The sequence below is a fragment of the Enterobacter cloacae complex sp. IR5402 genome (assembly GCF_049238125.1).
Taxonomy (GTDB): Bacteria; Pseudomonadota; Gammaproteobacteria; order Enterobacterales; family Enterobacteriaceae; genus Enterobacter; species Enterobacter hormaechei_C.
The window spans coordinates 14,439-39,575 of sequence record NZ_JBMKHO010000015.1; the positions used below are offsets into that span (position 1 = coordinate 14,439).

A 25,137-nucleotide genomic window follows, 5' to 3' on the forward strand; every position below is an offset into this window, starting at 1 on the left:
ATGGCAGTCGAAACCTTCAGCTGGTGCCCAAAGGTTACCTCTCAGGTTGATACAAGTTTTCGTACCCGAAAGGCGCAGTTTGGCGATGGCTATACACAGGTGGCCGGGGACGGCATCAACCCGGTAACACCTCAGTGGAGCGTGAGCTTTACCGGCGATGAGGCTTACATTCAGGCCATTAAAAACTTTCTGAACAGACATGCAGGGTGGAAGTCATTTATCTGGAAGCCACCGCTTGAGCCTTCAGGTTTATGGCGCGCGGAATCCTTCCAGATATCTACCCACGGCAACAAAAAATACACCCTCAGCAGCACATTCATACAGGCATACCATCCATGAGTATTTCATCTGATGTCCAGAAACTGGAGCCGGGTAAGCGCGTCCGCCTGATTGAGGTAGACGGCTCAGCGTTCGGTGCGGGTATTCTTCGCTTTCACAACGAGACAATCCCGCATACCGAGGCGGAAATCATCGCCGCAGGCGGCGACGAGTCAAAACTTGAGCCGAAGTCGGTGTGGTGGCAGGGGCAGGAGTATGGCGCGTGGCCGTATGAACTGACCGGCATATCTGTAAGCAGTGACGGCCAGAGTTCACGGCCGTCACTCACTGTTGCAAACATCAGCGGTACGATTGGCGCGCTGTGCCGCAGGTTTCAGGGGATGGCTAAAGCAAAGGTGATCATCCATGACACCTTCGCTCACTACCTGGACGCAAGAAATTTTCCTGGCGGGAACCCGACTGCGAATCCCAACGAGGAGCGCAAACAGGTTTATTACATCGACCGTAAATCAGGGTCAGACGATGAAACCGTAGAGTTTGAGCTTTCAAGTCCAGCCGATTTGCGAGGGCAACTCATTCCGACCCGGCAAATTCAGCCAATGTGCACGTGGTGCATGCGGGGCTGGTACAAAACCGGGAACGGCTGCACCTACGCCGGGCAAAACGGCTGGTTCGATAAAGACGGCAATCGGGTGGACGATCCTTCACAGGATGTTTGCTCCGGATTGCTGTCAACGGGCTGTAAACCTCGCTTCGGAGAGAATGAACAGCTGGATTATGGCGGGTTCCCCGGCTCTTCACTTCTGAGAGGATAATCATGCGCGACAAAACAGTTAGCGACATTCTGGCGCATGCCGCCGCATCCTTCCCCGAGGAGTGCTGTGGCGTGGTTATTCAGAAGGGGCGGGTGGAGAAATACATCCCCTGCAAAAATAATGCTGAGTCGCCGACTGAGCAATTTGAACTTAATCCTGAGGATTATGCGGCCGCCGAAGAGCAGGGCACTGTGGTGGCGATCGTCCACAGCCATCCCGGCGACGGGGCAACAACTCAGCCGAGCGAGCTCGACATGCTGATGTGTGATGCCACGGAACTGCCCTGGATTATTGCATCGTGGCCGGAGGGCGACATTCGCACCGTCATGCCTCGCGGAGACCGTCCCCTCACAGGGCGCCAGTTTGTACTCGGGTATGCAGACTGCTGGTCTCTCATCATGGACTATTTCCGCATCGAGCACGGCATTGAACTGCCCAACTACAGCGTAGATCGCCACTGGTGGGAGCAGGGTGAAAACCTCTATATGGATAACTGGCAGGAATGCGGTTTCCGTGAGTACGACGGTCCCGCTCAGCCAGGTGACATGGTTATCATGCAGGTTCAGTCCACCGTCCCGAACCATGCCGGGATTTTGCTTGATGGCAACATGCTACTGCATCACATGTATGGCCAGCTAAGCCAGCGTATTCCCTACGGTGGCTATTACCGTGACCGTACCATCAAAATTCTGCGTTATAAGGATTTGATGTAATGGAAAGAAAAACCGTTATCAAACTCAGCGGCTCAATGGCTCAGCGATTTGGCAGGACACATCGCCGCGCACTAACGTCGGCCAGCGAAGTGTTCAGGGCACTTTCTAACACCATTGACGGCTTTGATGCTTATCTGCGTGAAGCTCGGGCAAAGGGACTGGATTTTGTTATTTTCCGAAACCAAATAAACATAGGCAAGGAAGAGTTTGATCTTCTTGGGCCTGGTGATGAGCTCCGTATTATCCCTGTCATACGCGGTAGTAAAAGGGCGGGGCTCTTTCAAATTGTTACTGCCGCCGCAATTGCGGCCTTTACCTGGTGGAACCCAATAGGGTGGGCAGCAAGCACACAAATGGCACTATATGCCGCAGCTGGTTCTATGGCCGTTGGTGGTGTAGTGCAGATGCTCTCTCCTCAGGTTTCAGGTCTGCGAATGCGTCAGGAGCCTGATAACAAACCCTCCTATGCGTTTGGTGGTCCCGTTAACACGACGGCATCTGGCAATCCCGTTCCCCTGCTTTATGGTCAGCGAGAAATAGGCGGCGCTATTATCTCCGCCGGGATATATGCAGAAGACCAGCAATAAACCAAACCACCCACTGTAAGCCACCTGACGGTGGCTTTTTTTATGGACGCGATATGACGACGACAATCATCAAAGGCCGCGGCAAAGGTGGCAGCAACCAGACCCGAACGCCTGTTGAGGCACCGGACAGCATTCAGTCCATCGCCAGGGCAAAGGTGCTGATTGCGCTTGGAGAGGGTGAGTTCGCTGGCGGGCTTGATGGTAAAAGCATTTTTCTTGGTGACTCATCTTCATACACGCCTCTTCAGAACGCCGACGGAAGTTATAACTTCAATAATGTGAAATATGAGTTCCGTTCCGGTACTCAGGACCAGGACTACATTCAGGGCTTCCCCGGCATTGAAAACGAACTTCAGGTTTCATACGAGCTGAAACAGGCTGTGCCGTACGTGCGCGCGGTATCCAACACGCAGCTCTCTGCGCTGCGAATTCGCCTGGGATGGCCAACTCTTTTACTCCAGAAAAACAACGGTGATAAAGTCGGCACCCGCGTCGAGTATGCTATCGATCTGTCGGTCGATGGCGGGCCGTATGAAACGGTGGTTAACGGTGCTGTTGATGACAAAACCACGTCGCTTTATGAGCGCAGTCACCGCGTCAATCTTCCGAAAGCCTCGACTGGATGGCAGTTGCGGGTTCGCAGAATCACGCCGGATTCCACGAGCGTGAATATCGTCGACACCATGCGCGTTGTGGCCGTTACTGAAATTATTGACGCCAAACTTCGCTACGTTAACACAGCGCTGCTGTATGTGGAGTTTGACGCAAAGCAGTTCCCTAATGGCATTCCTCAGGTTGTGTGCAATCCGAAAGGGCGAATCATCCGTGTACCTGATACTTATGATCCCGAAACCCGCACTTATTCTGGTACATGGGAGGGCGTATTTAAATGGGCGTGGACGGATAACCCTGCCTGGATTTATTACGACATCATTCTTAACGAGCGCTTCGGGCTGGGTCAAAGAATCGATGCGACTCAGATAGACAAATGGGAACTTTATCGCATCGCCCAGTATTGCGATCAACTGGTACCAGACGGCAAGGGCGGCAGCGGTACGGAGCCTCGTTTTCGTTGCAACGTTTATATCCAGGACCGTAATGACGCCTGGACTGTACTTCGTGATCTGGCGGGTATATTTCGCGGCATGACGTACTGGGGCGACAATAAGATGTATGTCCTGGCTGATATGCCACGGGATGTGTGGCACATCTATAACCACGCCAGCGTTGTTGAAGGAAAATTTACCTTTGCGGATCCGAGTGAAACCACCCGAAACACTGCCGCGCTGGTGAACTGGTCAGACCCTGCCAACCACTATAAAGACACGCCTGAGCCTGTTTACGATAACGATCTGGCCATGCGCTTCGATTATCGTCAGCTCGAAATGACTGCGATCGGCTGCACTAGGCAGTCAGAGGCAAACCGGCGGGGGCGCTGGGCGCTGCTCACTAACGGTATCGGCGAGGTAGTGACCTTCAGCACGGGCATGGACGTTCCCCCCGTTGGTGAGGTGATCGGCGTGGCAGCTAACGAGCTGGCCGGAAGAACTATCGGTGGCAGGGTGAGTGCGGTTAACGGCCGCAACATAACCCTCGATCGCGCCGCTGATGTGAAGGCCGGGAACCGGCTGTTTTTGAATCTTCCGTCAGGCACCGCTCAGGCCAGAACCGTCCAGGCCGTTAACGGAAACACAGTCACTGTCACCACACCCTACAGCGAAACGCCGGAGGCTGAATGTAACTGGGGTGTGGACTCTGACGATCTGTTTATAGCGCTTTTCCGTGTTACGGGAACGCGGGACAACAACGACGGCACTTTCGAAGTCACCGGGACGACTTACAACCCTGACATCTATTCCGCCGTTGATACCGGCGCAAGACTGGACGAGCGGCCAGTCAGTGTCATTCCACCTGGGGTTCAGGCTCCACCAGGAAATATTGTCGTAGACAGTTACTCTACGGTTAACCAGAACATTGCGATTACCACTATGCGCGTTGCCTGGGATGCTGTTCAGGGTGCAGTTGCTTACGAGGCGGAATGGCGGCGTGACAGCGGCAACTGGATTAGTGTGCCCCGAACGTCTTCTCTCGGCTTTGAAGTTCAGGGTATCTACTCGGGTCGCTATCTGGTCCGTGTCAGGGCGGTAAACGCCAGCGACGTTTCATCAGTATGGGCGACATCATCAGAAGTAAATCTTACGGGTAAAGTGGGCAATCCGCCGAAACCGGTCGGCTTCATCGCTTCTGATAATGTGGTTTTCGGTATCGAGCTGAGCTGGGGATTCCCGGCGAACACCGACGACACGCTGAAGACGGAAATTCAGTACAGCCTGACCGGGACGGAAGACGATGCGATGCTGCTGGCCGATGTACCTTACCCGCAGCGCAAATATCAGCAGATGGGACTTAAGGCTGGGCAGATTTTCTGGTACCGCGCGCAGCTGGTGGACCGCAGCGGCAACGAATCAGGGTACACAGAATGGGTGCGCGGGCAGGCAAGTATAGATGTTTCTGATGTCTCCAGTGTGATTTTGGAGGACATGAAGGAATCTCAGACGTTCAAAGACCTGATCGAGAGCGCAGTGGACGGCAATGCAAAAATTGCTGGTATGGCTGACGACATCAAACAGGCCAACGATGAACTTGAGCTGCAGGCGCAGGAAATCGCAAAAAACGCGCAGGACATCGGGCAGGTTCAGACCAGTGTTAATGAGCTTTCGAGCACGGTCGGTGATGTGTCGTCCTCTCTATCAGATCTTGAGCAGACCGTCGCAACGGCTGATACCGCGCTGGGCCAGCGAATCGATAGCATCAGCGTGTCTATGGACGGCATGACGGGCGGGGTTAAGAACTCAGCCATTGCCATTATCCAGAACGGGCTGGCTCAGGTGGCCACACGTAAATCGTTGTCAGCTTCGGTCGCAGGGAACAGCGCGCAGTTGGATCGTATTGATGAGGTAATCGTCAGCGAGAAGGAAGCCACAGCGCGCTCATTGCTGAGCCTGCAGACGGACGTTAACGGCAACAAGGCATCCATCAACAGCCTGAATCAGACGTTCTCCGACTATCAGCAGGCTACGGCCACGCAGATAAACGGCATTACTGCGACCATCAACGGGCACACTTCAGCGATCACCACCAACGCGCAGGCCATTGCGAACGTCAACGGCGACCTGAAGGCGATGTACAGCATCAAGGTTGCCGTGGATGCGAACGGAAAACAGTATGCTGCTGGTATGGGGATAGGTGTTGAGAATACTCCATCTGGCATGCAGTCGCAGGTGCTGTTCCTGGCTGACCGCTTCGCGGTGATGACTCAGGCCGGCGGCGCCGTGACTCTGCCGTTTGTTATCCAGAACGGCCAGGTCTTCATAAACGATGCGTTTTTCCGTGATGCCAGCATTCAGTTCGGGAAAATCACCGATTCACTGAGGTCGGATAACTTCGTTAGCGGTTCGGCTGGCGCTGGCTGGAATCTGCCGAAAAGCGGTAATGCCGAGCTGAATAACGTCACGATCCGGGGAATGGTATACGCCAGCGGTGGCAGCTTTAAAGGCACAGTAGAGGCAACGTCATTTGTTGGTGATGTTGCCAACGTTGGTGTCGGTTCGGATGCTTCATTAAGCGGAACTGCTAATTTAGTTAAAACGATTACTTATACTGACTCAGGATCAAGTAGTCTTGCTAAGAATGCTCTTGTAGAAGCAACCTTTTATTCATCAGCAAATGCCGATACCCGTATGAATGTCATTATTGATATTAATGGGACATCCAAAACATTTTCAAACCTTCCAGTGCAATCCGGTTCGTATGCTAATAATTTTTACACATTGAGATTTGGAGTTAAGGGTATAAATACAAATACAGTTACAGCAACATTAACTATCGTTAATGTTAACTCAGTAAGTAAAATCATTTATTCTCCAAGCTTAACAATTACTAGAGGTACAGGCTCATTTGTTGGCTAGAAATAAATGCGTAGTAAAATATTGTGGTTATTGAGGGCTGGAATATTCAGCCCTATTTTTCACTAACTATTAATTCATGCCAATTGGTTAACTGCATTTATCTGAGCAGAGAAATTCACCATCGCTCTCAAAAACCCTTCCTAATTATGCAAAACCTGCTCAGGTGATGCATTGCGAACAGGAGAAAATATGCTTTATAACACCGGCACCATCGCCATTAACGGAAATACAGCAACCGGCACCGGCACAAACTGGACAGCACCAGCCAGCCAGGTTCGTACTGGCCAGACGATTATCGTCATGTCTAACCCGGTTCAAATATTCCAGATTTCAGCCGTGAACAGCGCCACGTCAATGACGGTTACGCCTGCTGCTTCCCCTGCGCTCAGTGACCAGAAGTATGGAATTCTTGTGTCGGACATTATCTCAGTCGACGGCCTGGCGCAGGCCATGTCGCAGCTCATCAAAGAGTACGACGAGAACATTGGCGCGTGGGAGACGTTCGCCACCACATCAGCAAACCAGAGCATCACTGTCACCATAAACGGCACCCCCGTGACCATCCCCGGAATCGGTAAGCTGGCACAGAAAGGGACCAACGGTGCTCTCCCGATTGATCAGGGCGGGACCGGTGCAACGAACGCTGCAGACGTTCGCACAAACCTCGGTTTGGTTAAACAGACTTCTATCGATGACGGCACACCGGGTCGATTACTTACTACCGATTATTCCTTCGGGCTAGGACCAGTGTCCAGATCAACATATCCAATGGGTCAGGGAACACAGTTTTTGATTTATGGATCAATACCCGGCAACGGAGAGACTCCGGATTCTGCACTCGGGTGTGGCGTGCAGGTGGCATACGCTTCTACAAGAAGGGCTCAATATTTTATAAAAACTAATGGATATTTTTATAGTCGGTTTTCACAAACATCAGGAATTCTTGATGCATCCACTACGTGGAATATGCACTATACAACTCAGAATACGACTAAATCCAGCGATGGAACTCTAAAGGCTGCGTCTCCGGTTGCCCGTATTGTAGCGAGCCAAGAAGCCTGCCAGCGCTCAGATATAACTGAGGATGGTTTCTCCTGGTGCGGCTGCGGTACGGCGAACGCCGAGGCTGAAGGGATCAAAATCTCTCGGCTGGATGTAGGTGTTTATACGCTTACCGGTTCAGCTGGTCTTGCCTCATCAGGCTGGCAATTACTGCCGCCAATGGACCCTAGCGGCATGGGAGAGTTGGGAGTGGTTGAGGCAGAACAAACCGATAGCGGCGAGCTGACAATCCGTCTTTTCAAGCGAAAATATATCCTGAGCGATGAAGGTGAGGTCATCAAAACCAAAGGTGAACCGATTGACGTCCCGGCGAACAGTTGGATCGATGTGCGACTCGATATGCCAGAGGATAGCATCTGGAATAAACGCCAGAAAGAATCGAGTGAAGCGGCCTTACAAGAACCTGCTTCGTAAAATAAACCGCCGCCTGTCATATGCAAGAACAGGCGGCGGCTGGTTGCTCAGTGTTCATGCCTGAACAATCGTCGGGAATATTACCCGAGTAAAATTTAAAGGCCAACCTGGCGAACAGTCGGGAACTCTGAAACCAACCACATATCGGATTCTTCAAACATTTCCTCCAGCATGCGGTTCAGTTTTTCCCGATCGCTTTTGCTGGCATCGCTATTCAGGCCGTTTGCCTGCATCGGCTTCACCTTCACTTCTGCATCAGGGAAAATCTGATGCACCCGCTTCGTCAGCTCGGCCAGAATGATCTCTCTGGCCCCTTCGAGCCCATCAACATTACGTTTGTCATAAACCAGTTCAACAAACATACCGATCCCCTCTTAAGTGAAAATTGCCTGTGCTTGATCTGTTTTAATAAAAATACTACTGTATATGCATACAGTCAATGTGCGAGTGAGGGTTAGTTCATGCCTCGTCAACCGGATATTCGTGCTGCTTTTATTGCGGCCATACAGCAAAACCCGAAGGGCTATCTCTGCCTGCATACAGACAAATTCATCGCCGAACTGCAGGAGAGGCACTGGCATTTCAGCCAGGAGGATGCAAATTCATGGATCGAGCGATACCAGCCGGACTTCGCCGATAAGACAACAAACGGAAGTGAGAACCGATACTGGATCCTGCGTAACATGGGGAGGGTTTTCTAATGGGATTTCCATCGCCAGCCATGGATTATCAGGAGCAGCGCATGACGATAGATGTTATCTGCGGTGTGGATAACAACTGCCGGGTTATTGAAACTTCATGCGGCTGGGCCGTTATTAACGTCAGTCTGAAACCTGAAGGAGGGGATACGTTGCTGGTTAGCATGGACGGGAGAAACCAGTTCGTGAAGCTAATGGGTCACACGCTGATTACTCAAGATGGTGAAGCGATAGAAGGGGATGCGCTGGATGCCGTTGAGGTTTTTGGAGTGCTAACGCACAGTCTCAATCGGGTTTGGAATGATGATTGCCCGGCAATTTAAAGCAGGGTTCCACCATCATTTCACCATAGTTTCGCCATCATAATTTTACGGAAACAAAAAACCAGCCATAAGAGGCTGGTTTTCAATGTATTTTTGGTCGGCACGAGAGGATTTGAACCTCCGACCCCCGACACCCCATGACGGCGCGTGGAGCGAAAAACTTTCGCCATTGTGCCTTTTTGATATCAGTAAACTATTGATTCATCTGATCTTAAATTTATGATTTATTGGCGAAAATTAAGCGTAAGTACCTGATTATTATCTAGAACACGCGTGATTTAAAATCCCTCGGCGTTCGCGCTGTGTGGGTTCAAGTCCCACTCCGGCTACCATGGGAAAACGCAGAATAATCAAAGCAATAAGCAGTGTCGTGAAACCACCGAAAGGTGGTTTTTTTGTGCCTGCAATTCCCCCTTCCTGACAACAAATCTTATTTTTCGTGCCTGACCCATGCACAACCATAATTTTTCGATCATTATGCGTCGAGGGCGTTTCCTTATCGCGTAAATTCTTATATCTCCGTTTCATCGATTGCCCTGCGGCAGCTTCGCAGATAACTTCATTTGGATTTTCCTTAGAAAAAGTGGAAGAGCTTGCAAATGGGCTGGGCAAGGGTATCAACAAATGATCAAAACATTGTTCTCCGGCGACAAGCTCTCGAACGTACAGGATATGAACTACGGTTGACAAGAGGCATCTAAAACCGCAATGGCGCTGGATTTGACCACTGGGAGCATTACGGGATGGCAGATGTACCAGATAGCTAAAGAGAATTGATTATGTCACAAGAATTAGAATTTTCGCTTCATCCACCCGTTTGGCCTGCCATCGTCTATTTTGTTGTATCTGTTGCAATTTTTTTCTTGCTTTATCTCGGGAAACTAAAAGTTAACAGGCTGCATAAATACCCGCTATTTATCGCATATATGGTGTTTGTAATCGCTGTTGCAGCCGTTCAGATAAACATCTTTGCTAATGGCTACGAGTTTGTCCGCAGCTTTTTGCATATCGATTTTGACCCCTATCGATATGACTCGGTATATTGGGGATCATTGTTTTTCTCCATAATTTACTTGCTGGCGTTGCCCCGGAACAAGTTTTAGCATAATGAAATTTTCATTTAAGGGACGTTATGTCTTTACCGCCATTGTATGCACTGCGTGCGTTTGAAGTTGCTGCGCGGTTGAACTCCTTCAGTAAAGCCGCTGAAACGCTCAATATTACGCCGGGTGCGGTCAGCAGACATTTTCGTACCCTTGAACTGTGGTTCGACTGCGAGCTTTTCAAAAGGCAAGGTCCTCGCGTGGAGGTCACTGAAGCCGGGCGAGTGCTTGCCGGACAGCTGAACGAGAGCTTCACGAGCATTGAATGGGCCTGCCGGGCATTTCGCAGTGAAAACCACCTGCTGCGGTTAAAAGCACCCAGCACCCTGACCATGAGATGGCTTCTCGACGTGCTGCGATCTTTTCGCAACAACCATGCAAAACCACAGGTTGAGATTGCCAGCGTCTGGATGGACATTGATACCGTTGATTTCAATCTTGAGCCCTACGACTGCGCCATCCTTCTTGGTAATGGCCGTTTTGGTGACACAACGGAGAGTCAGCTGCTTTTTCATGAATGGCTTATCCCGGTTTGTACCCCATCACTTATCGAACCGGCCCGGCAACGGCTTCCGCAATGCGATTTGATCCATCCTTCACCGGACAGACGTGACTGGCGGCGCTGGCTGCGAAGAACAGGATTGTTCCCGGGGCTCGATATGAGCAGCGGTATGGTGTTCGATACCCTTGAACAGGGAAGTATTGCCGCGATGAACGGGCACGGCATCGCTATCGCCGACCTGCATCTCACGCTTGATGCCCTGAAAAGTGGCCTGCTGGGCCTGCCGTTCAGGGAAGCTATTGCGACGGGGGATGGCTACTACCTCGTCTGGCCAAAAAATTCACTCAAAAGAGAGAGCATTCAGCATCTTCTGGCCTGGCTGCAAAACCATACCCCGGTCGTTCCGGCGCTGGATATCGATTATCTGGAATACGATGACAGTCGGGTTTATTAATACCGTTATGAATAAGATATGTTTGCCATCTTTTTATAACGTTCTGGCAAAGCGCTGTTCAGGCTGAGTATCTTATCCAGAATATAAAATGCTGGCGTGTTTTTCTGTTGCTCAGCGTCAATGATTGCCGCACGTAATAGCGTGGCGGCAGACGAAATTCTGTGAAAATATTCTTCAGTCTCGGGCGTCTGTAATTCACCCGACGTGGCGTAACGCACGTCCGGCCAGCCGGAGAAGTCGAGCAGCGGAAGGGGCTTTCCTGCTTCAGGATGACAGGCTGAAATCAGCGCAGCCGCTTGCTTAGGGTCGCGATGGGCAACGGATAGCATGTATACGCGCTGCGCAAACGGTGACAGAGCCTCAGAGTGATGTTTCGTCGCCATAAGCATGGCCATAAAATCCTGTAAATCATCGGCTGAATCGGTGTCAGGTGGTAATACAGTTTTCAATAACTGATATAACGCATCAAGTGTCATATTTGCCCCGGATCCTCTTATCATTATTATTCAGTTTGCGGCTGAACGTTTTATCGACCCGCGCAAAGGCGGGTCGTGAAGATGATATTTGAATGCGGTCGCATCAGAAAAACGATTAATAATGGCAATCACTGTGAGTTTTTCTCACTATAGCCTTTTCGTTTCACACTCCACCCAGGTACGCCTTCCTCACCTCCGGATCCTTCAGCAACGCCTCGCCGCTGCCGCTTAACCGAATCTGGCCGTTAACCATCACATAGCCGCGGTCGGACAACTTCAGCGCGTGGTGCGCATTCTGCTCGACCAGAAAAATCGTCATTCCGTTACGGGCCAGTTCGCGCAGCGTCTGGAAGATCTGTTTAACCACAATTGGCGCGAGGCCGAGGCTGGGTTCATCCAGCAGCAGAAGTTTAGGACGGCTCATCAGCGCGCGGGCGATAGCCAGCATTTGCTGTTCACCGCCTGAAAGCGTCATCGCCCGCTGGTTACGTCGCTCTTTGAGGCGAGGGAAGAGGTCGAACATGCTTTGCATATCTTCCGCTGCATGCTGATTGCCGACGGGGATTGTCCCCATCAGCAGGTTCTCTTCTACAGACATATCCGGGAAAATGCGTCGTCCCTCAGGTGCCTGCGCGATGCCGCCGGTGGCAACATAGTGGGTAGATTTGTGGCTGATATCCTCGCCGCAGAAGAGGATCTGCCCGTTGCGGATCCGGGGCTGACCAAAGACAGACATCAGTAATGTTGACTTCCCCGCGCCGTTAGCGCCAATCAGGGCAACGGTTTCCCCTTCGTTAACCTCAAGCGAAACCTGCTTCAACGCCTGGATCACCCCGTAGAAAACATCCACATCCTGAAACTGAAGCATCGGTTCGCTCACAGATTTACCTCGCTTTCGTCGGTGCCCAGATACGCGGCAATCACTTTTTCATTGTGCTGAATCTCAGCCGGTTTACCTCTGGCAATTACATCGCCGTGATCGAGCACAATGATGTCATCTGAAATGCCCATCACCATCCCCATATCATGCTCGATCAGCAAAACCGTGATGTCATGGTGGTCGCGCAGGAACCGGATGATCTCACTCAGCTTGTGCGTCTCCACCGGGTTCAGGCCGGCAGCAGGTTCATCGAGACAAATCATCTCCGGGCCGGTACACATGGCGCGGGCGATTTCGAGGCGTCGTTGCTGACCATAGGACATTTCCCCGGCCAGACGGTTCGCGCAATCCACCAGATCCACCACCTCCAGCCAGTAAAACGCCCGGTCCAGCGCATCGTTTTCTGCCCGACGATACGCAGGGGTATTCAGCACACCCGCCAGCAGATTGCGGTTGACGCGCATGTGCTGTGCCACCAGCAGGTTTTCCACAACAGACATCTCGCGGAACAGGCGGATGTTCTGAAACGTGCGCGCAAGACCCGCGCGGTTCACCAGATGCGTGCCGCCAAACATTTTATAGAACAGGCGTTGACCAAGCTGCGCCGGGTTGAGCCAGTCGCCCGGCTGGAATTTCTGGCCGAGCACCTGAATGACATTGGTGGTTTTATTTCGTGCATTGAACAGAATGTTGCCGCCGGAGGCCCGGTAGAAACCGGTCAGGCAGTTAAAGACGGTCGTTTTTCCTGCGCCGTTAGGCCCAATCAGTGCGGTAATGGAGCCGCGCTGCACCTCAAGATTGACGTCGTTTAAGGCCTTGATCCCGCCGAAGTGCATCATCAGATGTTCTACACGTAAAATCGTTGCGTTCATGGCGCCACTCCTTTACGCACGGTAAATCCGCTGCGGTTGATGCGGATCAGACCGCGAGGACGCCAGATCATCATCACCACCATCAGCATGCCAAACAGCAGCACCCGGTATTCCGCAAAGCTGCGCAGCAGTTCCGGCGTGACGGTCAGCACAAAGGCGGCCAGTACGACGCCGACGGTGGAGCCCATCCCGCCCAGGACCACAATGGCGAGGATCAGGGCCGATTCAAAAAAGGTGAAAGAGGTCGGGTTAACAAACCCCTGGTAGGTGGCAAAAAACACCCCGGCGATACCTGCCGTCGATGCGCCCAGGGTGAAGGCCGAGAGTTTGACCAGAACGTGATTCAGCCCCATGGAACGGCAGGCAATCTCATCCTCACGGAGCGCTTCCCACGCCCGTCCAATGGGCATTCGGGTCAGCCGGTGTTTAATGTAGAGCACCAGCATGACTACCAGGAAAAGTACCGCATAGATGAAAATAAACTTCATGTTGGGGTTATAGGTCAGGCCGAAGAACTCGTGGAAGGGGACGCCGCCTTCTTTGGCGCGTCGGCCAAACTCAAGGCCAAAAAAGGTTGGGGCAGGGGCTGAAACGCCGTTTGGCCCGCCGGTGAAGGTGAGCCAGTTGTTCAGCACCAGGCGGATGATCTCGCCAAACCCGAGCGTGACGATGGCGAGATAATCCCCGTGCATGCGCAACACCGGAAAGCCAAGCAGGGCGCCTGCGCCCGCGGCCATTAGCGCCGCCAGCGGCAGCATGCTCCAGAACCCAAGCCCCAGATACTGATACCCGAGCGCCAGCCCGTAAGCGCCGATGGCATAGAAGGCGACATAACCCAGATCCAGCAGCCCTGCCAGGCCAACAACAATGTTCAGCCCAAGACCGAGCAGGACGTAGATCAGTCCGAGAATGGCAACCGTCAGAAGGTATTTCGTTGCTACAAACGGGAAGCAGATCGCCAGCGTGACAATCAGCGGAATGATCCAGCGCATGCGGCTTTTATACGCCGGCGGCCGGACATACACGCCCGCATTGTCGGATTCAAACCGCGTCTGTAAACGTCTTCCGGCCGCCGTAGCTGAAAAGGCGCTCAGCAAAAAACGTCCCACCATCACCGTGCCAACAATCCACGCCAGCCGCTGGCCGTCAAAGGTAAAGCTGTAACCATCCAGTATCACACCCGCAATCGGGCCGAAAATAATCAGGGCGATCATTCCAGAAAAAATTGCGTCCAGAATGCAGCGCTTCAGGGAAAAACCGTCAGAGGTCATCGCGTTGTTCCTTACACTTTAGCCACGACAGGGCGGCCCAGCAGCCCCTGAGGACGGAAGATCAGAATTAAGACCAGCAATCCAAACGAGAACACGTCTTTATAATCCGAGTTCACCATCCCGGAGAATTGCGCTTCTGCGACGCCCAGAATCAGCCCGCCAAGCATCGCACCGGGCAAAGAGCCGATGCCGCCCAGCACCGCCGCCGTAAAGGCCTTGATGCCGATAACAAACCCGACGTAAAAATCAAAGGTGCCGTAATTCATGGTGATCAGCACGCCCGCCAGCCCGGCCATGGCTGCGCCGATAACAAACACCAGCGAAATTATTCTGTCAGTGTTGATACCCAGGATGGAGGCCATCTTACGATCCTGCTGTACCGCACGGCACATGCGTCCTAAGCGGGTACGGTTGATAATCCAGGTCAGCACCAGCATGCCCGCGAACGAGGCGATGAGGATAAAGACTTTGGTATAGGTTATCTGGACAAACCCTTCGCCAAGGTGAAAACGCAGCACGCCATCAAGCATGGTGGGCACGCCCTGCTGGCGCGGGCCCTGGCTGAGCTGGACGTAGTTTTGCAGTATCAACGACATCCCGATGGCCGAAATCAGCGGCGCCAGACGCGTCGAGTTGCGTAGCGGCTTATAGGCGATGCGCTCAATCGTCCAGCCATAAACGCCAGTGACCACGATGGTGAAAACCAGCGTCCCCAGGATCAGCAGCGGAAAGGAGTGGAGTCCAAAAAACGCCAGCAGGGCCAGGCCAATGGCCGAGAGATAGGCGGAGATCATATACACTTCGCCGTGAGCGAAATTGATCATACCGATGATGCCGTACACCATGGTGTAGCCGATGGCGATAAGACCGTAGACCGACCCCAGCGTTAAGCCATTAATTAATTGTTGCAGAAAGAATGTACTCATGGTCGCGCACCTGAATAAAGGGTTACGCCGACAGTCAGACCTGCCGGCGCTGAGCAGATTCCGTCCCGTTATGGCACTTCTTTATATTTGCCTTTGTCATCCCACTGGTAGACCACGTAGTCAGAGACTTTGAGGTCACCTTTGCTGTCCCAGGCTTTTTTACCCATCACCGTGTCGACAGGGTTGGCCTTCAGCCACTCGCTGGCTTTTGCGGAATCCGTCCCTTTCGTGGCCTTGAATGCCGCCGCGATAGCCTGCACAGACGCGTAGGCGTAGAGGGTGTACCCTTCAGGTTCAAATTTACCGGTGCGGAATTTCTCGATGACGGCTTTTCCGTCCGGGATCAGGCGCGGATCTTTACCGAAGGTCATGTAAATACCGTTGGTGTACTGTGCCCCACCGGCGGCGGTGACCATCTCTTCATTGACGATACAGTCTCCCGAGAAGAACTTCGCCTGCACGCCCTGTTCACGCATCTGGCGAACCAGCGGGCCCGCTTCCGGGTGACAGCCCCCGAAGAACACCACGTCCGGTTTTTGTGCGCCGATTTTGGTCACCAGCGCGTTAAAGTCTTTCTCCCCGCGGGACAACCCTTCGTACATCACCTCCTTAACGCCGCGTTTCGCCAGCGCCGCTTTAGTGGCATCCGCCAGCCCCTGACCGTAGGTGTCTTTATCGTGGATGATGACCACCCGTTTGGCTTTCAGCTTATCAAGAATAAAATCGCTGGCGACCTGGCCCTGCTGGTCGTCACGTCCGCACATGCGAAATATGTCGCTCATGCCACGTTCGGTAATCAGTGGGTTCGTTGAGCCGGGAGTGATGGAGAGGATCCCGGCATCGCTATAGACCTCGGAGGCGGGCATGGTCGACGAAGAGCAGAAGTGGCCGACGACCGCTTTCACCTTATCCTGATCGACTAAGCGGTTGGCAACGGCGACGGCCTGTTTGGGCTCGCAGGCGTCGTCGCCCTGAACCAGTTTGATTTTCTCACCGTTGATCCCGCCGGCGGCGTTAATGTCTTCCGCCGCCTGCGTAGCGCCATGCCAGTATTGATCGCCGTAGGTTGCGTTCGGGCCTGTGAACGGCCCGGCCACGCCGATGACGATATCGGCCTGCGCGGAAAAGGCCGTCACCAGACAACCGGCCAGCACCAGGGAGAGGGGAGTTTTGGTAAATTTCAGCGACATTATTATGTTCCTTAGCAAAGAGGTTTTTGCACCAGGTATAAACCCGAACGCCTGATGGCATCGTAAATCCAAAAACAAGAGCGAGAACAAAATGCACTTTAGAAGCAATCTCATGCTTAATACGGCGAGGATCCCACGCACCGCGAAGCGCGCAGAACATTAAGCAAAAAGGTTGCCAGAATGGTTAATCCCTTGACCGGGTCACAACACGTTGAGTATAGAGCGCCGTTTTATGCGCCTTTGCGGGATGATATGAATTTACAGCGGAGATCACATCTCCTTAACAACAAAGCCCATAAGTTGTGCAACGGTCACGATTTGCACGTTTTTGCAGCAATAAAGACCTAAACTTCAGATAGGCACGCGCGGCGATATATGTCAGGATCGTTTTTTTTATCAGGAGTATCAGCAATGGCTGAAGGCCCATTAAATGAAAGCGAGATGGCGTGGCTGGAAGAGACATTAATCTCTTACGGTCACGACGATGCATCCGTTATTGACGTGTCCGAACTGGACGGCATGCTTACCGCAGTACTTTCCGGTCCCGTTGTGGTGGAGCCCGACACCTGGCTGGTGGCGGTCTGGGGTGGTGAGAAATATATTCCTCGCTGGAAAAACGATCGTGAGATGAACCGTTTTATCGATCTCTGCTTTAAGCACATGAACGATATTGCCGAGCGTTTGAGCGAATACCCGGATCAGTTTGAACCGCTGTTTGGCTATAACGACGTTGACGGTCAGAGCTATACCGTGGTGGAAGAGTGGTGCTATGGCTACATGCGCGGCGTGGCGCTGACGGACTGGTCATCCCTGCCGGAAGCGCTGGAAGCGGACCTGGCGGTGATTGCCCTGCACGGGACGGAAGAGAACAGCGAGAAGCTGGATGCGCTGACCGAAGAGGAGTATATGGCCAGCATCGAGAGCATTCAGCCTGCGGCGCTGCGCTTGTATAACTACTGGGTGGCTAACCCGCAGCAGCCGGAAGCGAAAAAGCCGATCGTGAACGGGTCGAAGGTGGGGCGTAACGACCCGTGCCCGTGCGGGAGTGGGAAGAAGTTTAAAAGCTGCTGCCTGCATTAAATCATTAATTACTGTGGCCTGAATGGGGCACGGGTGTTGAGTCCCCGCTAAAATCGGCGAACCGGAGACCAGATGACAAGGGCTGGACGCCATGGATGGCGGCCAGAGGCGAATCGAGACAGGATGTCGAGTTGAGCCGACCGCAGGCAGATGGTCGGGAGGTGAGCGTAGTGCGAAGCACCGATTTTCCGCGGGGCCGCGGGGATTGATAAGGGGGCCGCCGCGGCCCCCTTATCCCGTTCACATGCTGTGAAAAAATTATATTCTGTTGATCTTAAGGTGAACGGAACAGTACCTCAGGACCTGTATAAATAAGTTATCCCACTTCCGGCAGCATCCCCGCTGCAATCAAAATCTGCACCAGAATAATCGCCACGCCGCACCCAAACACCACGCACAGCATTGGCGTACCACCCGCCACGCGATACCCCTGCTGCGGATGTTGCTGGCGGCTCTTCCACGCCAGCAGGGAAGGCAGCAGCAGGGCCAGTACCGATAACGCCACGCCAGCATACCCCAGCGCCATCACAAACCCGCGCGGGTAAAAGAGCGCGAAGGCCAGCGGCGGCAGGAAGGTCATCGCCCCCGTCTGTAAGCGTCCCGCAACGGTATTGCGCCGCTGGAACAGATCCGCCATATAGTCAAACAGACCAAGCGCCACGCCGAGGAAGGAAGTTGCCAGGGCCAGGTCAGCAAACAGATGTACCGCCAGCTCCACGTGTGAAGAGGCCACCACGTTACGCAGGGCAACCAGGAATCCATTCAGACCAGAATGCTCTGCCATCAGGCCGATAAAAGTATTGGAATCAATACTGCCCAGGGTTACCAGCTGCCAGAACAGGTAAGCAATCAACGGAATGGCGCTGCCGATAACAAAGACGCGGCGTAGCTTGCGAATATCACCGTTCATATAGCTCACGATGCTCGGTACGCTGCCGTGAAAACCGAAGGAGGTGAAAATAACCGGGATGGCCGAAAGCGCCAGACCTTTCTCCAGCGGGAGGGAGAGCAGGTTAATCTTGTGAACATGCGGTGCCAGCAGCACCAGCATCACAACAAGGAAAAGAATTTTGGCGCTGAACAAAAAACGGTTAAACAGATCGACCAGCGATGTGCCCGCACAAACCACGCCGCCACCAATCAGCGTAAAGACAATGGCGCCTGTTTCCGGTGAAAGTGACGCACCGAAGCCGTCATTGATACTTGACGCAATCAACTCTCCGGCGCCGCTGATGTAAGCGGCAGTCAGGGCGTACATCAGGAACATCATGCTGAAACCGGTGATCCACTGCCCGTAGCGTCCAAGATAGCGTGCAGCCAGGGAGCCTAAGCCAGTATCGGCAGGGACATGCTGATAAACCTCCAGCAATAATAGCGCGGTGTAACACATCAGGGCCCACAGACCGCCCAGCAGCACTACGGTAACCCCAAACCCGACGCCAGCGGCAGCCAACGGCATGGCCAACATTCCTGCGCCAATTGTCGTTCCGGCGACGATAAAAATACTTCCCAGAGTTCTGTTCTTCACGCTTTCCTCTACAACGCTTCCATACCGCGACTCATTCTGCGGCGCAGAGTAAGGGAAAAGCCCGGTCTCGTCAAATCACCGTTACATAGGGTGTAAAAATTAATTTACAAAAAGAAAAGGGTAACCTGAGCCAGCGCAAAGCGTGCCGTGGAGGGAGCGTTTAGTCTGCTTTTTATTTACGAGAGGTAACCATGTCAATTCACGGACACGACGTGCTGAATATGATGATTGAGTCAGGTGAGAGGTATACTGAGGAGAGTCTGGTTGAGGCGATACATGCCCGCTTTGGCGAAGCGGCGCGTTTCCATACCTGTTCAGCTTCAGAGATGACGGCCGCGGAGCTGGTGGCGTTTCTGGCGGCGCGCGGAAAATTCATTCCGGCAGCAGACGGATTTTCCACTCACGAAAGTAAAATTTGCCGTCATTAAATAAAACGGTGCTGAAAACTCAGCACCGCTTTTCTGTTAATTCTGCGTGTCGAGCGTCGACAGCTCTTTATCAATGAAGTACAGACCTTCCCCGGATTTACCTGCCAGAGATAATTTATCCAGCACGGATTTAAACAGCTTCTCTTCTTCGTGCTGTTCAGCCACATACCACTGAAGGAAATTAAAGGTTGGATAATCCTGGCTGGTCATGGCGGCATGAGCCAGTTCATTAATTTTCTGGGTGATCAGCTGTTCGTGCTCATAGGTGGCGCGGAACAGTTCATCAAGAGAGCCGTATTCGGCAAAAGGGGATGCCACGTTATCAATACGCGGCAGGCTGCCGGTGTCCGTCAGGTAATCAAACAGACGCTGCATGTGCGTCATCTCTTCCTGGGCATGACGACGCAGGAAGGCGGCCGCTCCTTCAAAGCTGTGATAGCTGCACCAGGCGCTCATCTGCTGATAAAGCAGGGAAGAAAAAAGCTCAAGATTCATTTGCGCATTGAGCTTGTCGATCATTTCAGTTTTTAACATGGTGCAGCTCCGGTTTATTAATTCTGGTTCACGATGAGCGACACTATAATTTGTTATTTAATTATTTGCAAAAAGTAAAATAAATATTTCTTTATTAAAAATACGAATGGGAATAAAACGCATTGCCGCTATTTATATTTATTAATGAGAATTGTTTTAGTTCTTATTAAATAAACTGCCAGCGTGACTGGCAGTAGCGGTTAATACCACGGATTCTGGCTGGAAGAGGTAACAGCATATCCCTGACATTTATACTGAATGGTCACACTTTCGTTCAGACAGAGTGAACCGCTGATCAGGGTGCAGGTTTTAATTGGCTGCCCGTAGGCTGACGCAGTGGCGTACCCCATATGTTTACAGGCTTTGGTTGCCGTACCGTTATTAACATACTCATCAGACCAGGCGTTTTGCAGCATGGCCTGGCCATAGTCGAGGCGCACAATTCCGTTTGGGGCATCCGTACTGCTGATTTCTGCCTGACGGTTGATACTGCACCCAGCGAGCAACAGGATCGTTCCGGCTATGATTATACGTTTCATGGTTCACTCTGCGTGACGGGAAATACGCCATTGTAACCAACGCGATGTGACGCAATGGCCGGAATAGCCGGAGGATCTGCCCTCTCACTGTGCAACGAGCCGGGCCACCGCGCGAAATTGTGAGCGCATCTTTGTTTTTTAAAACAAGTTTTCACTTAATTTGAAAGTGTGTTTGTTTGATAGTAAGGTTAAGTGGAAAAAGTATCCACAGCGGGATCGCCCGCCATGCATTCAGGAGAGACAAGATGAAAATTGCACTGATGATGGAAAACAGCCAGGCCGCTAAAAATCCCATCATCCTTAATGAGCTGAAAGCCGTTGCTGATGAGAAAGGTTTCCCGGTCTATAACGTCGGTATGAGTGATGAGAACGATCATCATCTCACCTATATTCACCTGGGCATCATGGCGAGCATTCTGCTTAACGCTAAAGCTGTCGATTTTGTTGTCACCGGCTGCGGTACCGGGCAGGGCGCGCTGATGTCCCTGAACATCCATCCGGGTGTGATTTGCGGTTACTGCATCGATCCTGCGGATGCCTTCCTGTTTGCGCAAATCAACAACGGTAACGCGCTTTCTCTGCCTTTTGCGAAGGGCTTCGGCTGGGGGGCAGAACTGAACGTACGCTTTATCTTTGAGAAAGCGTTTACCGGACGCAATGGCGAAGGTTATCCACCAGAGCGTAAAGAGCCGCAGGTGCGTAACGCCGGGATCCTGAACCAGGTGAAAGCGGCGGTGGTGAAAGAAAACTATCTGGATACCCTGCGAGCAATCGATCCTGAGCTGGTTAAAACCGCCGTCTCAGGCCAGCGCTTCCAGCAGTGCTTCTTCGAGAACTGCCAGGACAAAGAGATCGAAGCCTTCGTGCGCGGTATTGTTGGCTGATTCCGTTTTGCCGGGCGGTGCGTTGCCTGCCCGGCAGATAGCGTTACTTTTTCGATGAGACCGCGCTGCCTGCATCTTTGGTCAGACGCAGCGTGTCAACCATTCCCACCAGGCAGATTAGTGCGATCGCCACAAATGCCAGCCGGAAGCTCATTCCCGGCATGCCGGCAATCCCCATCGCCTCACTGACTTTTTCCCCGATACGAATACCAATCGCCCCGAGCGTGATCCCAAGCCCCACGGCAAGCTGCGTTGCGGTTGAAAACAGAGTATTGGCATAGCTCATCTGCACCGATGGCACATCCGCAAAAGCCAGCGTACTGATGGCTGTAAACTGAATCGAACGGAAAACGCCGCCCAGATAGAGGATCAGCATGACGAGCCACGCGGGCGTCTGCGGCGTCAGAAACGCGCAGGCCAGCAACGCCAGGACATTCAACGCACCGTTAATCAGCAACAGCCGCTTAAACCCCAGGCTGCGGATAAGCGGCGTCGTCGCCGGTTTAATGGTGAGATTGCCAACGAAAACCGCCAGCACCAGCAGGCCCGAATGGAACGCGTCCATGCCAAAGCCGACCTGGAACATCAGCGGTAACAGGAACGGAACCGCGCTGATGGAGGCGCGAAACAGCGATCCGCCGTACAGGGTGACGCGAAACGTCGGCACCTGCATCGCATCGAGTCTGATCATCGGCCAGGTTGCCCGCTTAAAGTGACGCAGTGCCAGACTTAACGCGACGATACCGACGATAAACAGCGTGGCGGTTAATCCTGTCCGCAGTGGCTCTGCGCCCATCAACTCCATCGCATAAACCAGGCTCACCATGGCAAGGGTGGTGACAACAAAACCCGGTAAATCAAACGGTCGGCGCGTATCTTCATGCAGGTCTGGAATGATGCGCAGTGCCAGCAAAATGGCGATTATCCCCAGCGGCACGTTAATAAAGAAGATCCAGCGCCAGTCGGCATAGCTGGTAATGAACCCACCCAGCGGCGGGCCGATGATCGGCGCGACCAGCGCAGGCCACGTCAGGGTGGCGATTGCCGTGATGAGCTGATGTTTTGGCGTGGTGCGTAGCACGGCCAGGCGACCCACGGGCACCATCAGCGCGCCACCCATGCCCTGAAGGACGCGCATCGCGACGAACTGATCGAGCGTGGTGGACAGGCCGCAAAATACCGAGGCCAGCGTGAAGATTGCCAGCGCGAGGGCAAACACTTTTCGCGCGCCGAAGCGGTCGGCGATCCAGCCGCTGGCGGGGATCAGCACGGCCAGGGTGATCAGGTAGGCGCTGATGCCGATATTCAGATCCACGGCCTGTACACCGAAGCTTTTTGCCATGTCCGGCAGCGCGGTGGCAATCACCGTCCCGTCCAGAAATTCCATAAAGAAAGCACCGGCCACCAGCAGCGCCGCAGGCGATAATCCACGGCTCTCTTTGCCGGATACGTTTTCACTCATTCTCTTCCTGCCCGCTCAAAAAATTTTATAAACATTTACTGGAATTTATAAGCCTGTAACGTGCGGATTTATCATGGCTTTTTTTAACAAACCAGCAGCACTGAGGGTTTAATAACCGTGATGTAGGTCACAAAATGGTTGATTTTTGGGATGGTGGTCATATTATAAGCGTATTGACAATAACACCTGCATAACACGTTACTGGAGCAACATAATGAAACTGCGCAAAATCCTGAAAAGCATGTGGGCAAACTACTGCACAACGTTTAAAGACGTCCCACCGGGTGCGATGTTCTGATAAAAAAACCTGCTTCGGCAGGTTTTTTTATGTCTGCGGACGACGAGAGGGAGATGGAAGGGCGTCTGTTTTGCTACTATGGCGGCCTTTGAATAAGGAGAACCCCATGTCACAAAACCTGAGCGCCGATCAGGAACTGGTATCTGACGTCGTCGCCTGCCAGCTGGTTATCAAACAAATCCTTGATGTGATTGACGTTATCGCGCCGGTTGAGGTACGCGAAAAGATGTCGACCCAACTGAAAAACATCGATTTCACCAACCATCCTGCTGCGGCGGACCCGGTTACGCTCCGCGCGATCCAGAAAGCGATCGCGCTGATTGAACTCCGCTTCACACCGCAGGGTGAGTCACACTAAAATAAACCGATGTTTTAAAATTAGAAACCCTTTTCTGCTTTTACGTCGAAGGGCGACAGAGCCTGTCGCCCGCAGAAGGATCAGAAGAACGTCTGTACCAGCAGATAGCTCACCACGCAGGCACAGCTGACGCCAATCAGCCCCGGCAGAATAAAGCTGTGGTTGATGATGAATTTACCGATGCGGGTGGTGCCGGAGCGATCGAACCCGATACAGGCCAGATCGCTCGGATAGGTCGGCAGCACAAAGTAGCCGTAGGATGCCGGGAAGAAGGCCACCAGCATTTTCGGATCGATACCCAGCATCAACCCCATCGGGGCGACCGCGGTCAAGGCCGCAGCCTGGCTGTTGACCAGTTTTGATACCAGGAACAGCACGATGGCATACGTCCAGGGATGACTCTTCACCACCCCCTCCAGCGCCATTTTCAGCTCGTCGAGATGCGCCTGAAAAAAGGTATCGCTCATCCACGCCACACCAAACACCGAGAAAATCGCGACCATCCCCGCCTTAAATACCGCCCCGTTTGAAATGGCCGACGCATTCACCTTGCAGGTCATCAGCATGATGGCCCCGGCGATCAGCATCATCATTTGAATGACAAGGTTCATCGACAGGGCTGTCATTTTCCCTTTGATCTCAAACGCCGGACGCAGCTCGGGCAGCGCACCCAGCAGGACCACTACGGCAATTCCGGCGAAGAAGATCCACGTGGACCAGTAGGCCTGTTTCGGGAAACGCTGATCCATCAACGTCTCCGTTCCTCCATAGATAAACTCCCGCTGTTTCGGATCTTTCAGCTTTTCCTGAAATTCAGTATCGTCTGCGAGGTTTTTCCCCCGGCGCAGGCTCCACAGTGCCGCAATGGCGACGCCAGACAGTGAGGCCGGTACGGAAACGGCGAGGATTTCGAGGATCCCCCACGCGTGACCGATGCCGTGCTGCGCACCCAGAATCGAGACCAGCGAAACGACAGCCACGGAAACGGGGGAGGCGGTGATCGCCATCTGAGAGGCCACCGAGGCCACCGCCATCGGCCGTTCCGGGCGAATGCCTTTTTTCAGGGCGATATCCGCGATAATGGGAAACATGGTATAGACGACGTGACCGGTCCCGCAGAGGAAGGTCAACATCCAGGTGGTAAACGGTGCGAGAAGGGTGATGTGCTGGGGGTGTTTACGCAGCAGGCGCTCTGCGAATTGCATCATTACATTCAGGCCACCGGCGGTCTGTAGCGTGGCCGCACAGCCGATGACGGCGAGGATTGTTAGCATCACGTCAACCGGTGGTTTACCGGGTTGCAGACCAAAGACAAAACTTAAAATAAACAGGCCGATACCGCTTATCAGCCCCAGGCCCATCCCGCCGAAGCGGGTGCCTATCAGCAGGCAGAGGATAATGACAATAAACTCAATGGTGATCATGATGCTCCCTCGTCAATGAATGTAATTAAACAAATCATTACACGATGTGTGGTTATTCATTGGGAGCAA

General features: G+C 52.9%; 28 protein-coding genes. 15 read left to right on the plus strand and 13 right to left on the minus strand.

What is annotated here, in order from left to right; genetic code table 11:
• The 6 genes from ACOTXL_RS19580 (at position 1) to ACOTXL_RS19605 (ending at position 7,838) form a co-directional block, all read left to right on the plus strand.
• Positions 1-339, plus strand: coding sequence for a phage tail protein (locus ACOTXL_RS19580; protein WP_045350813.1), 339 nt, complete (start codon positions 1-3; stop codon positions 337-339).
• Positions 336-1,094 (plus strand): phage minor tail protein L, encoded by a 759-nt coding sequence (locus ACOTXL_RS19585; RefSeq protein WP_045350814.1) that lies wholly within the window; start codon positions 336-338, stop codon positions 1,092-1,094. The genes ACOTXL_RS19580 and ACOTXL_RS19585 overlap by 4 nt, the downstream gene beginning before the upstream one ends.
• 2 nt (positions 1,095-1,096) lie before the next feature.
• Positions 1,097-1,807, plus strand: a complete 711-nt coding sequence (locus ACOTXL_RS19590; protein ID WP_045350815.1) for a C40 family peptidase — start codon at positions 1,097-1,099, stop codon at positions 1,805-1,807.
• Positions 1,807-2,394: a tail assembly protein gene (locus ACOTXL_RS19595; RefSeq protein WP_045350816.1), complete on the plus strand. Its 588-nt coding sequence runs from the start codon at positions 1,807-1,809 to the stop codon at positions 2,392-2,394. The genes ACOTXL_RS19590 and ACOTXL_RS19595 overlap by 1 nt, the downstream gene beginning before the upstream one ends.
• Positions 2,395-2,447: 53 nt before the next feature.
• Positions 2,448-6,362, plus strand: a complete 3,915-nt coding sequence (gpJ, locus tag ACOTXL_RS19600; RefSeq protein WP_045350817.1) for a TipJ family phage tail tip protein — start codon at positions 2,448-2,450, stop codon at positions 6,360-6,362.
• Positions 6,363-6,551: 189 nt separating this feature from the next.
• Complete coding sequence (locus tag ACOTXL_RS19605) at positions 6,552-7,838, plus strand: hypothetical protein (protein ID WP_045350818.1); 1,287 nt, start codon at positions 6,552-6,554, stop codon at positions 7,836-7,838.
• A gap of 95 nt (positions 7,839-7,933) precedes the next feature.
• Here ACOTXL_RS19605 and ACOTXL_RS19610 read toward each other — a convergent pair whose 3' ends face one another.
• Positions 7,934-8,200, minus strand: coding sequence for a DinI family protein (locus ACOTXL_RS19610; RefSeq protein ID WP_045350819.1), 267 nt, complete (start codon positions 8,198-8,200; stop codon positions 7,934-7,936).
• A gap of 99 nt (positions 8,201-8,299) precedes the next feature.
• On the opposite strand from ACOTXL_RS19610, the gene ACOTXL_RS19615 reads away from it, so the two are divergent.
• Together ACOTXL_RS19615 and ACOTXL_RS19620 are read left to right on the plus strand one after the other, a co-directional pair.
• The gene (locus tag ACOTXL_RS19615; protein WP_023330754.1) at positions 8,300-8,539 is read left to right on the plus strand and encodes a hypothetical protein; all 240 of its coding nucleotides are present in this window, start codon (positions 8,300-8,302) and stop codon (positions 8,537-8,539) included.
• A gap of 41 nt (positions 8,540-8,580) precedes the next feature.
• Positions 8,581-8,859 (plus strand): hypothetical protein, encoded by a 279-nt coding sequence (locus ACOTXL_RS19620; protein ID WP_395033615.1) that lies wholly within the window; start codon positions 8,581-8,583, stop codon positions 8,857-8,859.
• A 258-nt stretch (positions 8,860-9,117) separates the two neighbouring features.
• Here ACOTXL_RS19620 and ACOTXL_RS19625 read toward each other — a convergent pair whose 3' ends face one another.
• A complete protein-coding gene (locus tag ACOTXL_RS19625; protein WP_157845144.1) occupies positions 9,118-9,549 on the minus strand; it encodes a hypothetical protein in 432 nt (143 codons plus the stop codon).
• An 89-nt stretch (positions 9,550-9,638) separates the two neighbouring features.
• On the opposite strand from ACOTXL_RS19625, the gene ACOTXL_RS19630 reads away from it, so the two are divergent.
• Positions 9,639-9,962 (plus strand): hypothetical protein, encoded by a 324-nt coding sequence (locus ACOTXL_RS19630; protein ID WP_003859653.1) that lies wholly within the window; start codon positions 9,639-9,641, stop codon positions 9,960-9,962.
• Between the two features lie 29 nt (positions 9,963-9,991).
• A complete protein-coding gene (locus ACOTXL_RS19635; protein WP_086531998.1) occupies positions 9,992-10,918 on the plus strand; it encodes a LysR substrate-binding domain-containing protein in 927 nt (308 codons plus the stop codon).
• 5 nt (positions 10,919-10,923) lie between these two features.
• On the opposite strand, the gene ACOTXL_RS19640 is transcribed toward ACOTXL_RS19635, so the two are convergent.
• From ACOTXL_RS19640 to ACOTXL_RS19665, 6 genes are all read right to left on the minus strand, one after another.
• Positions 10,924-11,394 carry a hypothetical protein gene (locus tag ACOTXL_RS19640; protein WP_032609555.1) on the minus strand — a complete coding sequence of 157 codons (471 nt, stop codon included), beginning with the start codon at positions 11,392-11,394 and terminating at the stop codon, positions 10,924-10,926.
• A gap of 163 nt (positions 11,395-11,557) precedes the next feature.
• Positions 11,558-12,274, minus strand: a complete 717-nt coding sequence (locus ACOTXL_RS19645; protein WP_003859661.1) for an ABC transporter ATP-binding protein — start codon at positions 12,272-12,274, stop codon at positions 11,558-11,560.
• Entirely contained in the window at positions 12,271-13,146 is an 876-nt protein-coding gene (locus ACOTXL_RS19650; protein ID WP_003859662.1) for an ATP-binding cassette domain-containing protein, read from the minus strand. The genes ACOTXL_RS19645 and ACOTXL_RS19650 overlap by 4 nt, the downstream gene beginning before the upstream one ends.
• Positions 13,143-14,417 (minus strand): high-affinity branched-chain amino acid ABC transporter permease LivM, encoded by a 1,275-nt coding sequence (gene livM / locus ACOTXL_RS19655; protein ID WP_003859664.1) that lies wholly within the window; start codon positions 14,415-14,417, stop codon positions 13,143-13,145. Before livM ends, ACOTXL_RS19650 begins: the two co-directional genes overlap by 4 nt.
• Positions 14,418-14,428: 11 nt before the next feature.
• Positions 14,429-15,343, minus strand: coding sequence for an ABC transporter permease subunit (locus tag ACOTXL_RS19660; protein WP_003859667.1), 915 nt, complete (start codon positions 15,341-15,343; stop codon positions 14,429-14,431).
• Between the two features lie 68 nt (positions 15,344-15,411).
• Entirely contained in the window at positions 15,412-16,533 is a 1,122-nt protein-coding gene (locus tag ACOTXL_RS19665; RefSeq protein WP_003859669.1) for a branched-chain amino acid ABC transporter substrate-binding protein, read from the minus strand.
• Between the two features lie 411 nt (positions 16,534-16,944).
• Between ACOTXL_RS19665 and ACOTXL_RS19670 the strand changes: the two genes are divergently transcribed.
• Positions 16,945-17,613: a YecA family protein gene (locus tag ACOTXL_RS19670; protein WP_003859671.1), complete on the plus strand. Its 669-nt coding sequence runs from the start codon at positions 16,945-16,947 to the stop codon at positions 17,611-17,613.
• A gap of 316 nt (positions 17,614-17,929) precedes the next feature.
• Here the strand turns inward: ACOTXL_RS19670 and tyrP are convergent, their stop codons facing one another.
• Positions 17,930-19,141: a tyrosine transporter TyrP gene (gene tyrP, locus ACOTXL_RS19675; protein ID WP_032628311.1), complete on the minus strand. Its 1,212-nt coding sequence runs from the start codon at positions 19,139-19,141 to the stop codon at positions 17,930-17,932.
• A 191-nt stretch (positions 19,142-19,332) separates the two neighbouring features.
• Between tyrP and ACOTXL_RS19680 the strand changes: the two genes are divergently transcribed.
• On the plus strand, positions 19,333-19,569 hold the full coding sequence (locus ACOTXL_RS19680) for a YecH family metal-binding protein (RefSeq protein WP_003859673.1): 237 nt from the start codon (positions 19,333-19,335) through the stop codon (positions 19,567-19,569).
• Between the two features lie 36 nt (positions 19,570-19,605).
• Here ACOTXL_RS19680 and ftnA read toward each other — a convergent pair whose 3' ends face one another.
• Together ftnA and yecR are read right to left on the minus strand one after the other, a co-directional pair.
• Positions 19,606-20,103 (minus strand): non-heme ferritin, encoded by a 498-nt coding sequence (gene ftnA, locus ACOTXL_RS19685; RefSeq protein ID WP_003859676.1) that lies wholly within the window; start codon positions 20,101-20,103, stop codon positions 19,606-19,608.
• Positions 20,104-20,303: 200 nt separating this feature from the next.
• On the minus strand, positions 20,304-20,642 hold the full coding sequence (gene yecR / locus ACOTXL_RS19690; protein WP_045350822.1) for a YecR family lipoprotein: 339 nt from the start codon (positions 20,640-20,642) through the stop codon (positions 20,304-20,306).
• 245 nt (positions 20,643-20,887) lie between these two features.
• Here yecR and ACOTXL_RS19695 point away from each other — a divergent pair, with 245 nt between their 5' ends.
• Positions 20,888-21,526, plus strand: a complete 639-nt coding sequence (locus tag ACOTXL_RS19695) for an RpiB/LacA/LacB family sugar-phosphate isomerase (RefSeq protein ID WP_003859680.1) — start codon at positions 20,888-20,890, stop codon at positions 21,524-21,526.
• A gap of 43 nt (positions 21,527-21,569) precedes the next feature.
• On the opposite strand, the gene ACOTXL_RS19700 is transcribed toward ACOTXL_RS19695, so the two are convergent.
• Positions 21,570-22,988, minus strand: a complete 1,419-nt coding sequence (locus tag ACOTXL_RS19700; protein ID WP_032609552.1) for an MFS transporter — start codon at positions 22,986-22,988, stop codon at positions 21,570-21,572.
• 214 nt (positions 22,989-23,202) lie between these two features.
• Between ACOTXL_RS19700 and azuC the strand changes: the two genes are divergently transcribed.
• Together azuC and ACOTXL_RS19710 are read left to right on the plus strand one after the other, a co-directional pair.
• Positions 23,203-23,286, plus strand: coding sequence for a stress response protein AzuC (gene azuC / locus ACOTXL_RS19705; RefSeq protein ID WP_003859682.1), 84 nt, complete (start codon positions 23,203-23,205; stop codon positions 23,284-23,286).
• 106 nt (positions 23,287-23,392) lie between these two features.
• Positions 23,393-23,644, plus strand: coding sequence for a DUF2766 family protein (locus ACOTXL_RS19710; protein WP_003859683.1), 252 nt, complete (start codon positions 23,393-23,395; stop codon positions 23,642-23,644).
• A gap of 80 nt (positions 23,645-23,724) precedes the next feature.
• Here ACOTXL_RS19710 and ACOTXL_RS19715 read toward each other — a convergent pair whose 3' ends face one another.
• On the minus strand, positions 23,725-25,068 hold the full coding sequence (locus ACOTXL_RS19715; RefSeq protein WP_003859684.1) for an anaerobic C4-dicarboxylate transporter: 1,344 nt from the start codon (positions 25,066-25,068) through the stop codon (positions 23,725-23,727).
• Positions 25,069-25,137 lie beyond the last annotated feature (69 nt).

Excerpts from the sequence above, each read along its gene's own strand:
- ACOTXL_RS19580 (WP_045350813.1), top strand. The coding sequence starts at position 1 with ATGGCAGTCGAAACCTTCAGCTGGTGCCCAAAGGTTACCTCTCAGGTT.
- ACOTXL_RS19585 (WP_045350814.1), top strand. The coding sequence starts at position 336 with ATGAGTATTTCATCTGATGTCCAGAAACTGGAGCCGGGTAAGCGCGTC.
- ACOTXL_RS19590 (WP_045350815.1), top strand. The coding sequence starts at position 1,097 with ATGCGCGACAAAACAGTTAGCGACATTCTGGCGCATGCCGCCGCATCC.
- ACOTXL_RS19595 (WP_045350816.1), top strand. The coding sequence starts at position 1,807 with ATGGAAAGAAAAACCGTTATCAAACTCAGCGGCTCAATGGCTCAGCGA.
- gpJ (WP_045350817.1), top strand. The coding sequence starts at position 2,448 with ATGACGACGACAATCATCAAAGGCCGCGGCAAAGGTGGCAGCAACCAG.
- ACOTXL_RS19605 (WP_045350818.1), top strand. The coding sequence starts at position 6,552 with ATGCTTTATAACACCGGCACCATCGCCATTAACGGAAATACAGCAACC.
- ACOTXL_RS19610 (WP_045350819.1), bottom strand. The coding sequence starts at position 8,200 with ATGTTTGTTGAACTGGTTTATGACAAACGTAATGTTGATGGGCTCGAA.
- ACOTXL_RS19615 (WP_023330754.1), top strand. The coding sequence starts at position 8,300 with ATGCCTCGTCAACCGGATATTCGTGCTGCTTTTATTGCGGCCATACAG.
- ACOTXL_RS19620 (WP_395033615.1), top strand. The coding sequence starts at position 8,581 with ATGACGATAGATGTTATCTGCGGTGTGGATAACAACTGCCGGGTTATT.
- ACOTXL_RS19630 (WP_003859653.1), top strand. The coding sequence starts at position 9,639 with ATGTCACAAGAATTAGAATTTTCGCTTCATCCACCCGTTTGGCCTGCC.
- ACOTXL_RS19635 (WP_086531998.1), top strand. The coding sequence starts at position 9,992 with ATGTCTTTACCGCCATTGTATGCACTGCGTGCGTTTGAAGTTGCTGCG.
- ACOTXL_RS19640 (WP_032609555.1), bottom strand. The coding sequence starts at position 11,394 with ATGACACTTGATGCGTTATATCAGTTATTGAAAACTGTATTACCACCT.
- ACOTXL_RS19650 (WP_003859662.1), bottom strand. The coding sequence starts at position 13,146 with ATGAACGCAACGATTTTACGTGTAGAACATCTGATGATGCACTTCGGC.
- livM (WP_003859664.1), bottom strand. The coding sequence starts at position 14,417 with ATGACCTCTGACGGTTTTTCCCTGAAGCGCTGCATTCTGGACGCAATT.
- ACOTXL_RS19660 (WP_003859667.1), bottom strand. The coding sequence starts at position 15,343 with ATGAGTACATTCTTTCTGCAACAATTAATTAATGGCTTAACGCTGGGG.
- ACOTXL_RS19665 (WP_003859669.1), bottom strand. The coding sequence starts at position 16,533 with ATGTCGCTGAAATTTACCAAAACTCCCCTCTCCCTGGTGCTGGCCGGT.
- ACOTXL_RS19670 (WP_003859671.1), top strand. The coding sequence starts at position 16,945 with ATGGCTGAAGGCCCATTAAATGAAAGCGAGATGGCGTGGCTGGAAGAG.
- ACOTXL_RS19680 (WP_003859673.1), top strand. The coding sequence starts at position 19,333 with ATGTCAATTCACGGACACGACGTGCTGAATATGATGATTGAGTCAGGT.
- ftnA (WP_003859676.1), bottom strand. The coding sequence starts at position 20,103 with ATGTTAAAAACTGAAATGATCGACAAGCTCAATGCGCAAATGAATCTT.
- yecR (WP_045350822.1), bottom strand. The coding sequence starts at position 20,642 with ATGAAACGTATAATCATAGCCGGAACGATCCTGTTGCTCGCTGGGTGC.
- ACOTXL_RS19695 (WP_003859680.1), top strand. The coding sequence starts at position 20,888 with ATGAAAATTGCACTGATGATGGAAAACAGCCAGGCCGCTAAAAATCCC.
- ACOTXL_RS19700 (WP_032609552.1), bottom strand. The coding sequence starts at position 22,988 with ATGAGTGAAAACGTATCCGGCAAAGAGAGCCGTGGATTATCGCCTGCG.
- azuC (WP_003859682.1), top strand. The coding sequence starts at position 23,203 with ATGAAACTGCGCAAAATCCTGAAAAGCATGTGGGCAAACTACTGCACA.
- ACOTXL_RS19710 (WP_003859683.1), top strand. The coding sequence starts at position 23,393 with ATGTCACAAAACCTGAGCGCCGATCAGGAACTGGTATCTGACGTCGTC.
- ACOTXL_RS19715 (WP_003859684.1), bottom strand. The coding sequence starts at position 25,068 with ATGATCACCATTGAGTTTATTGTCATTATCCTCTGCCTGCTGATAGGC.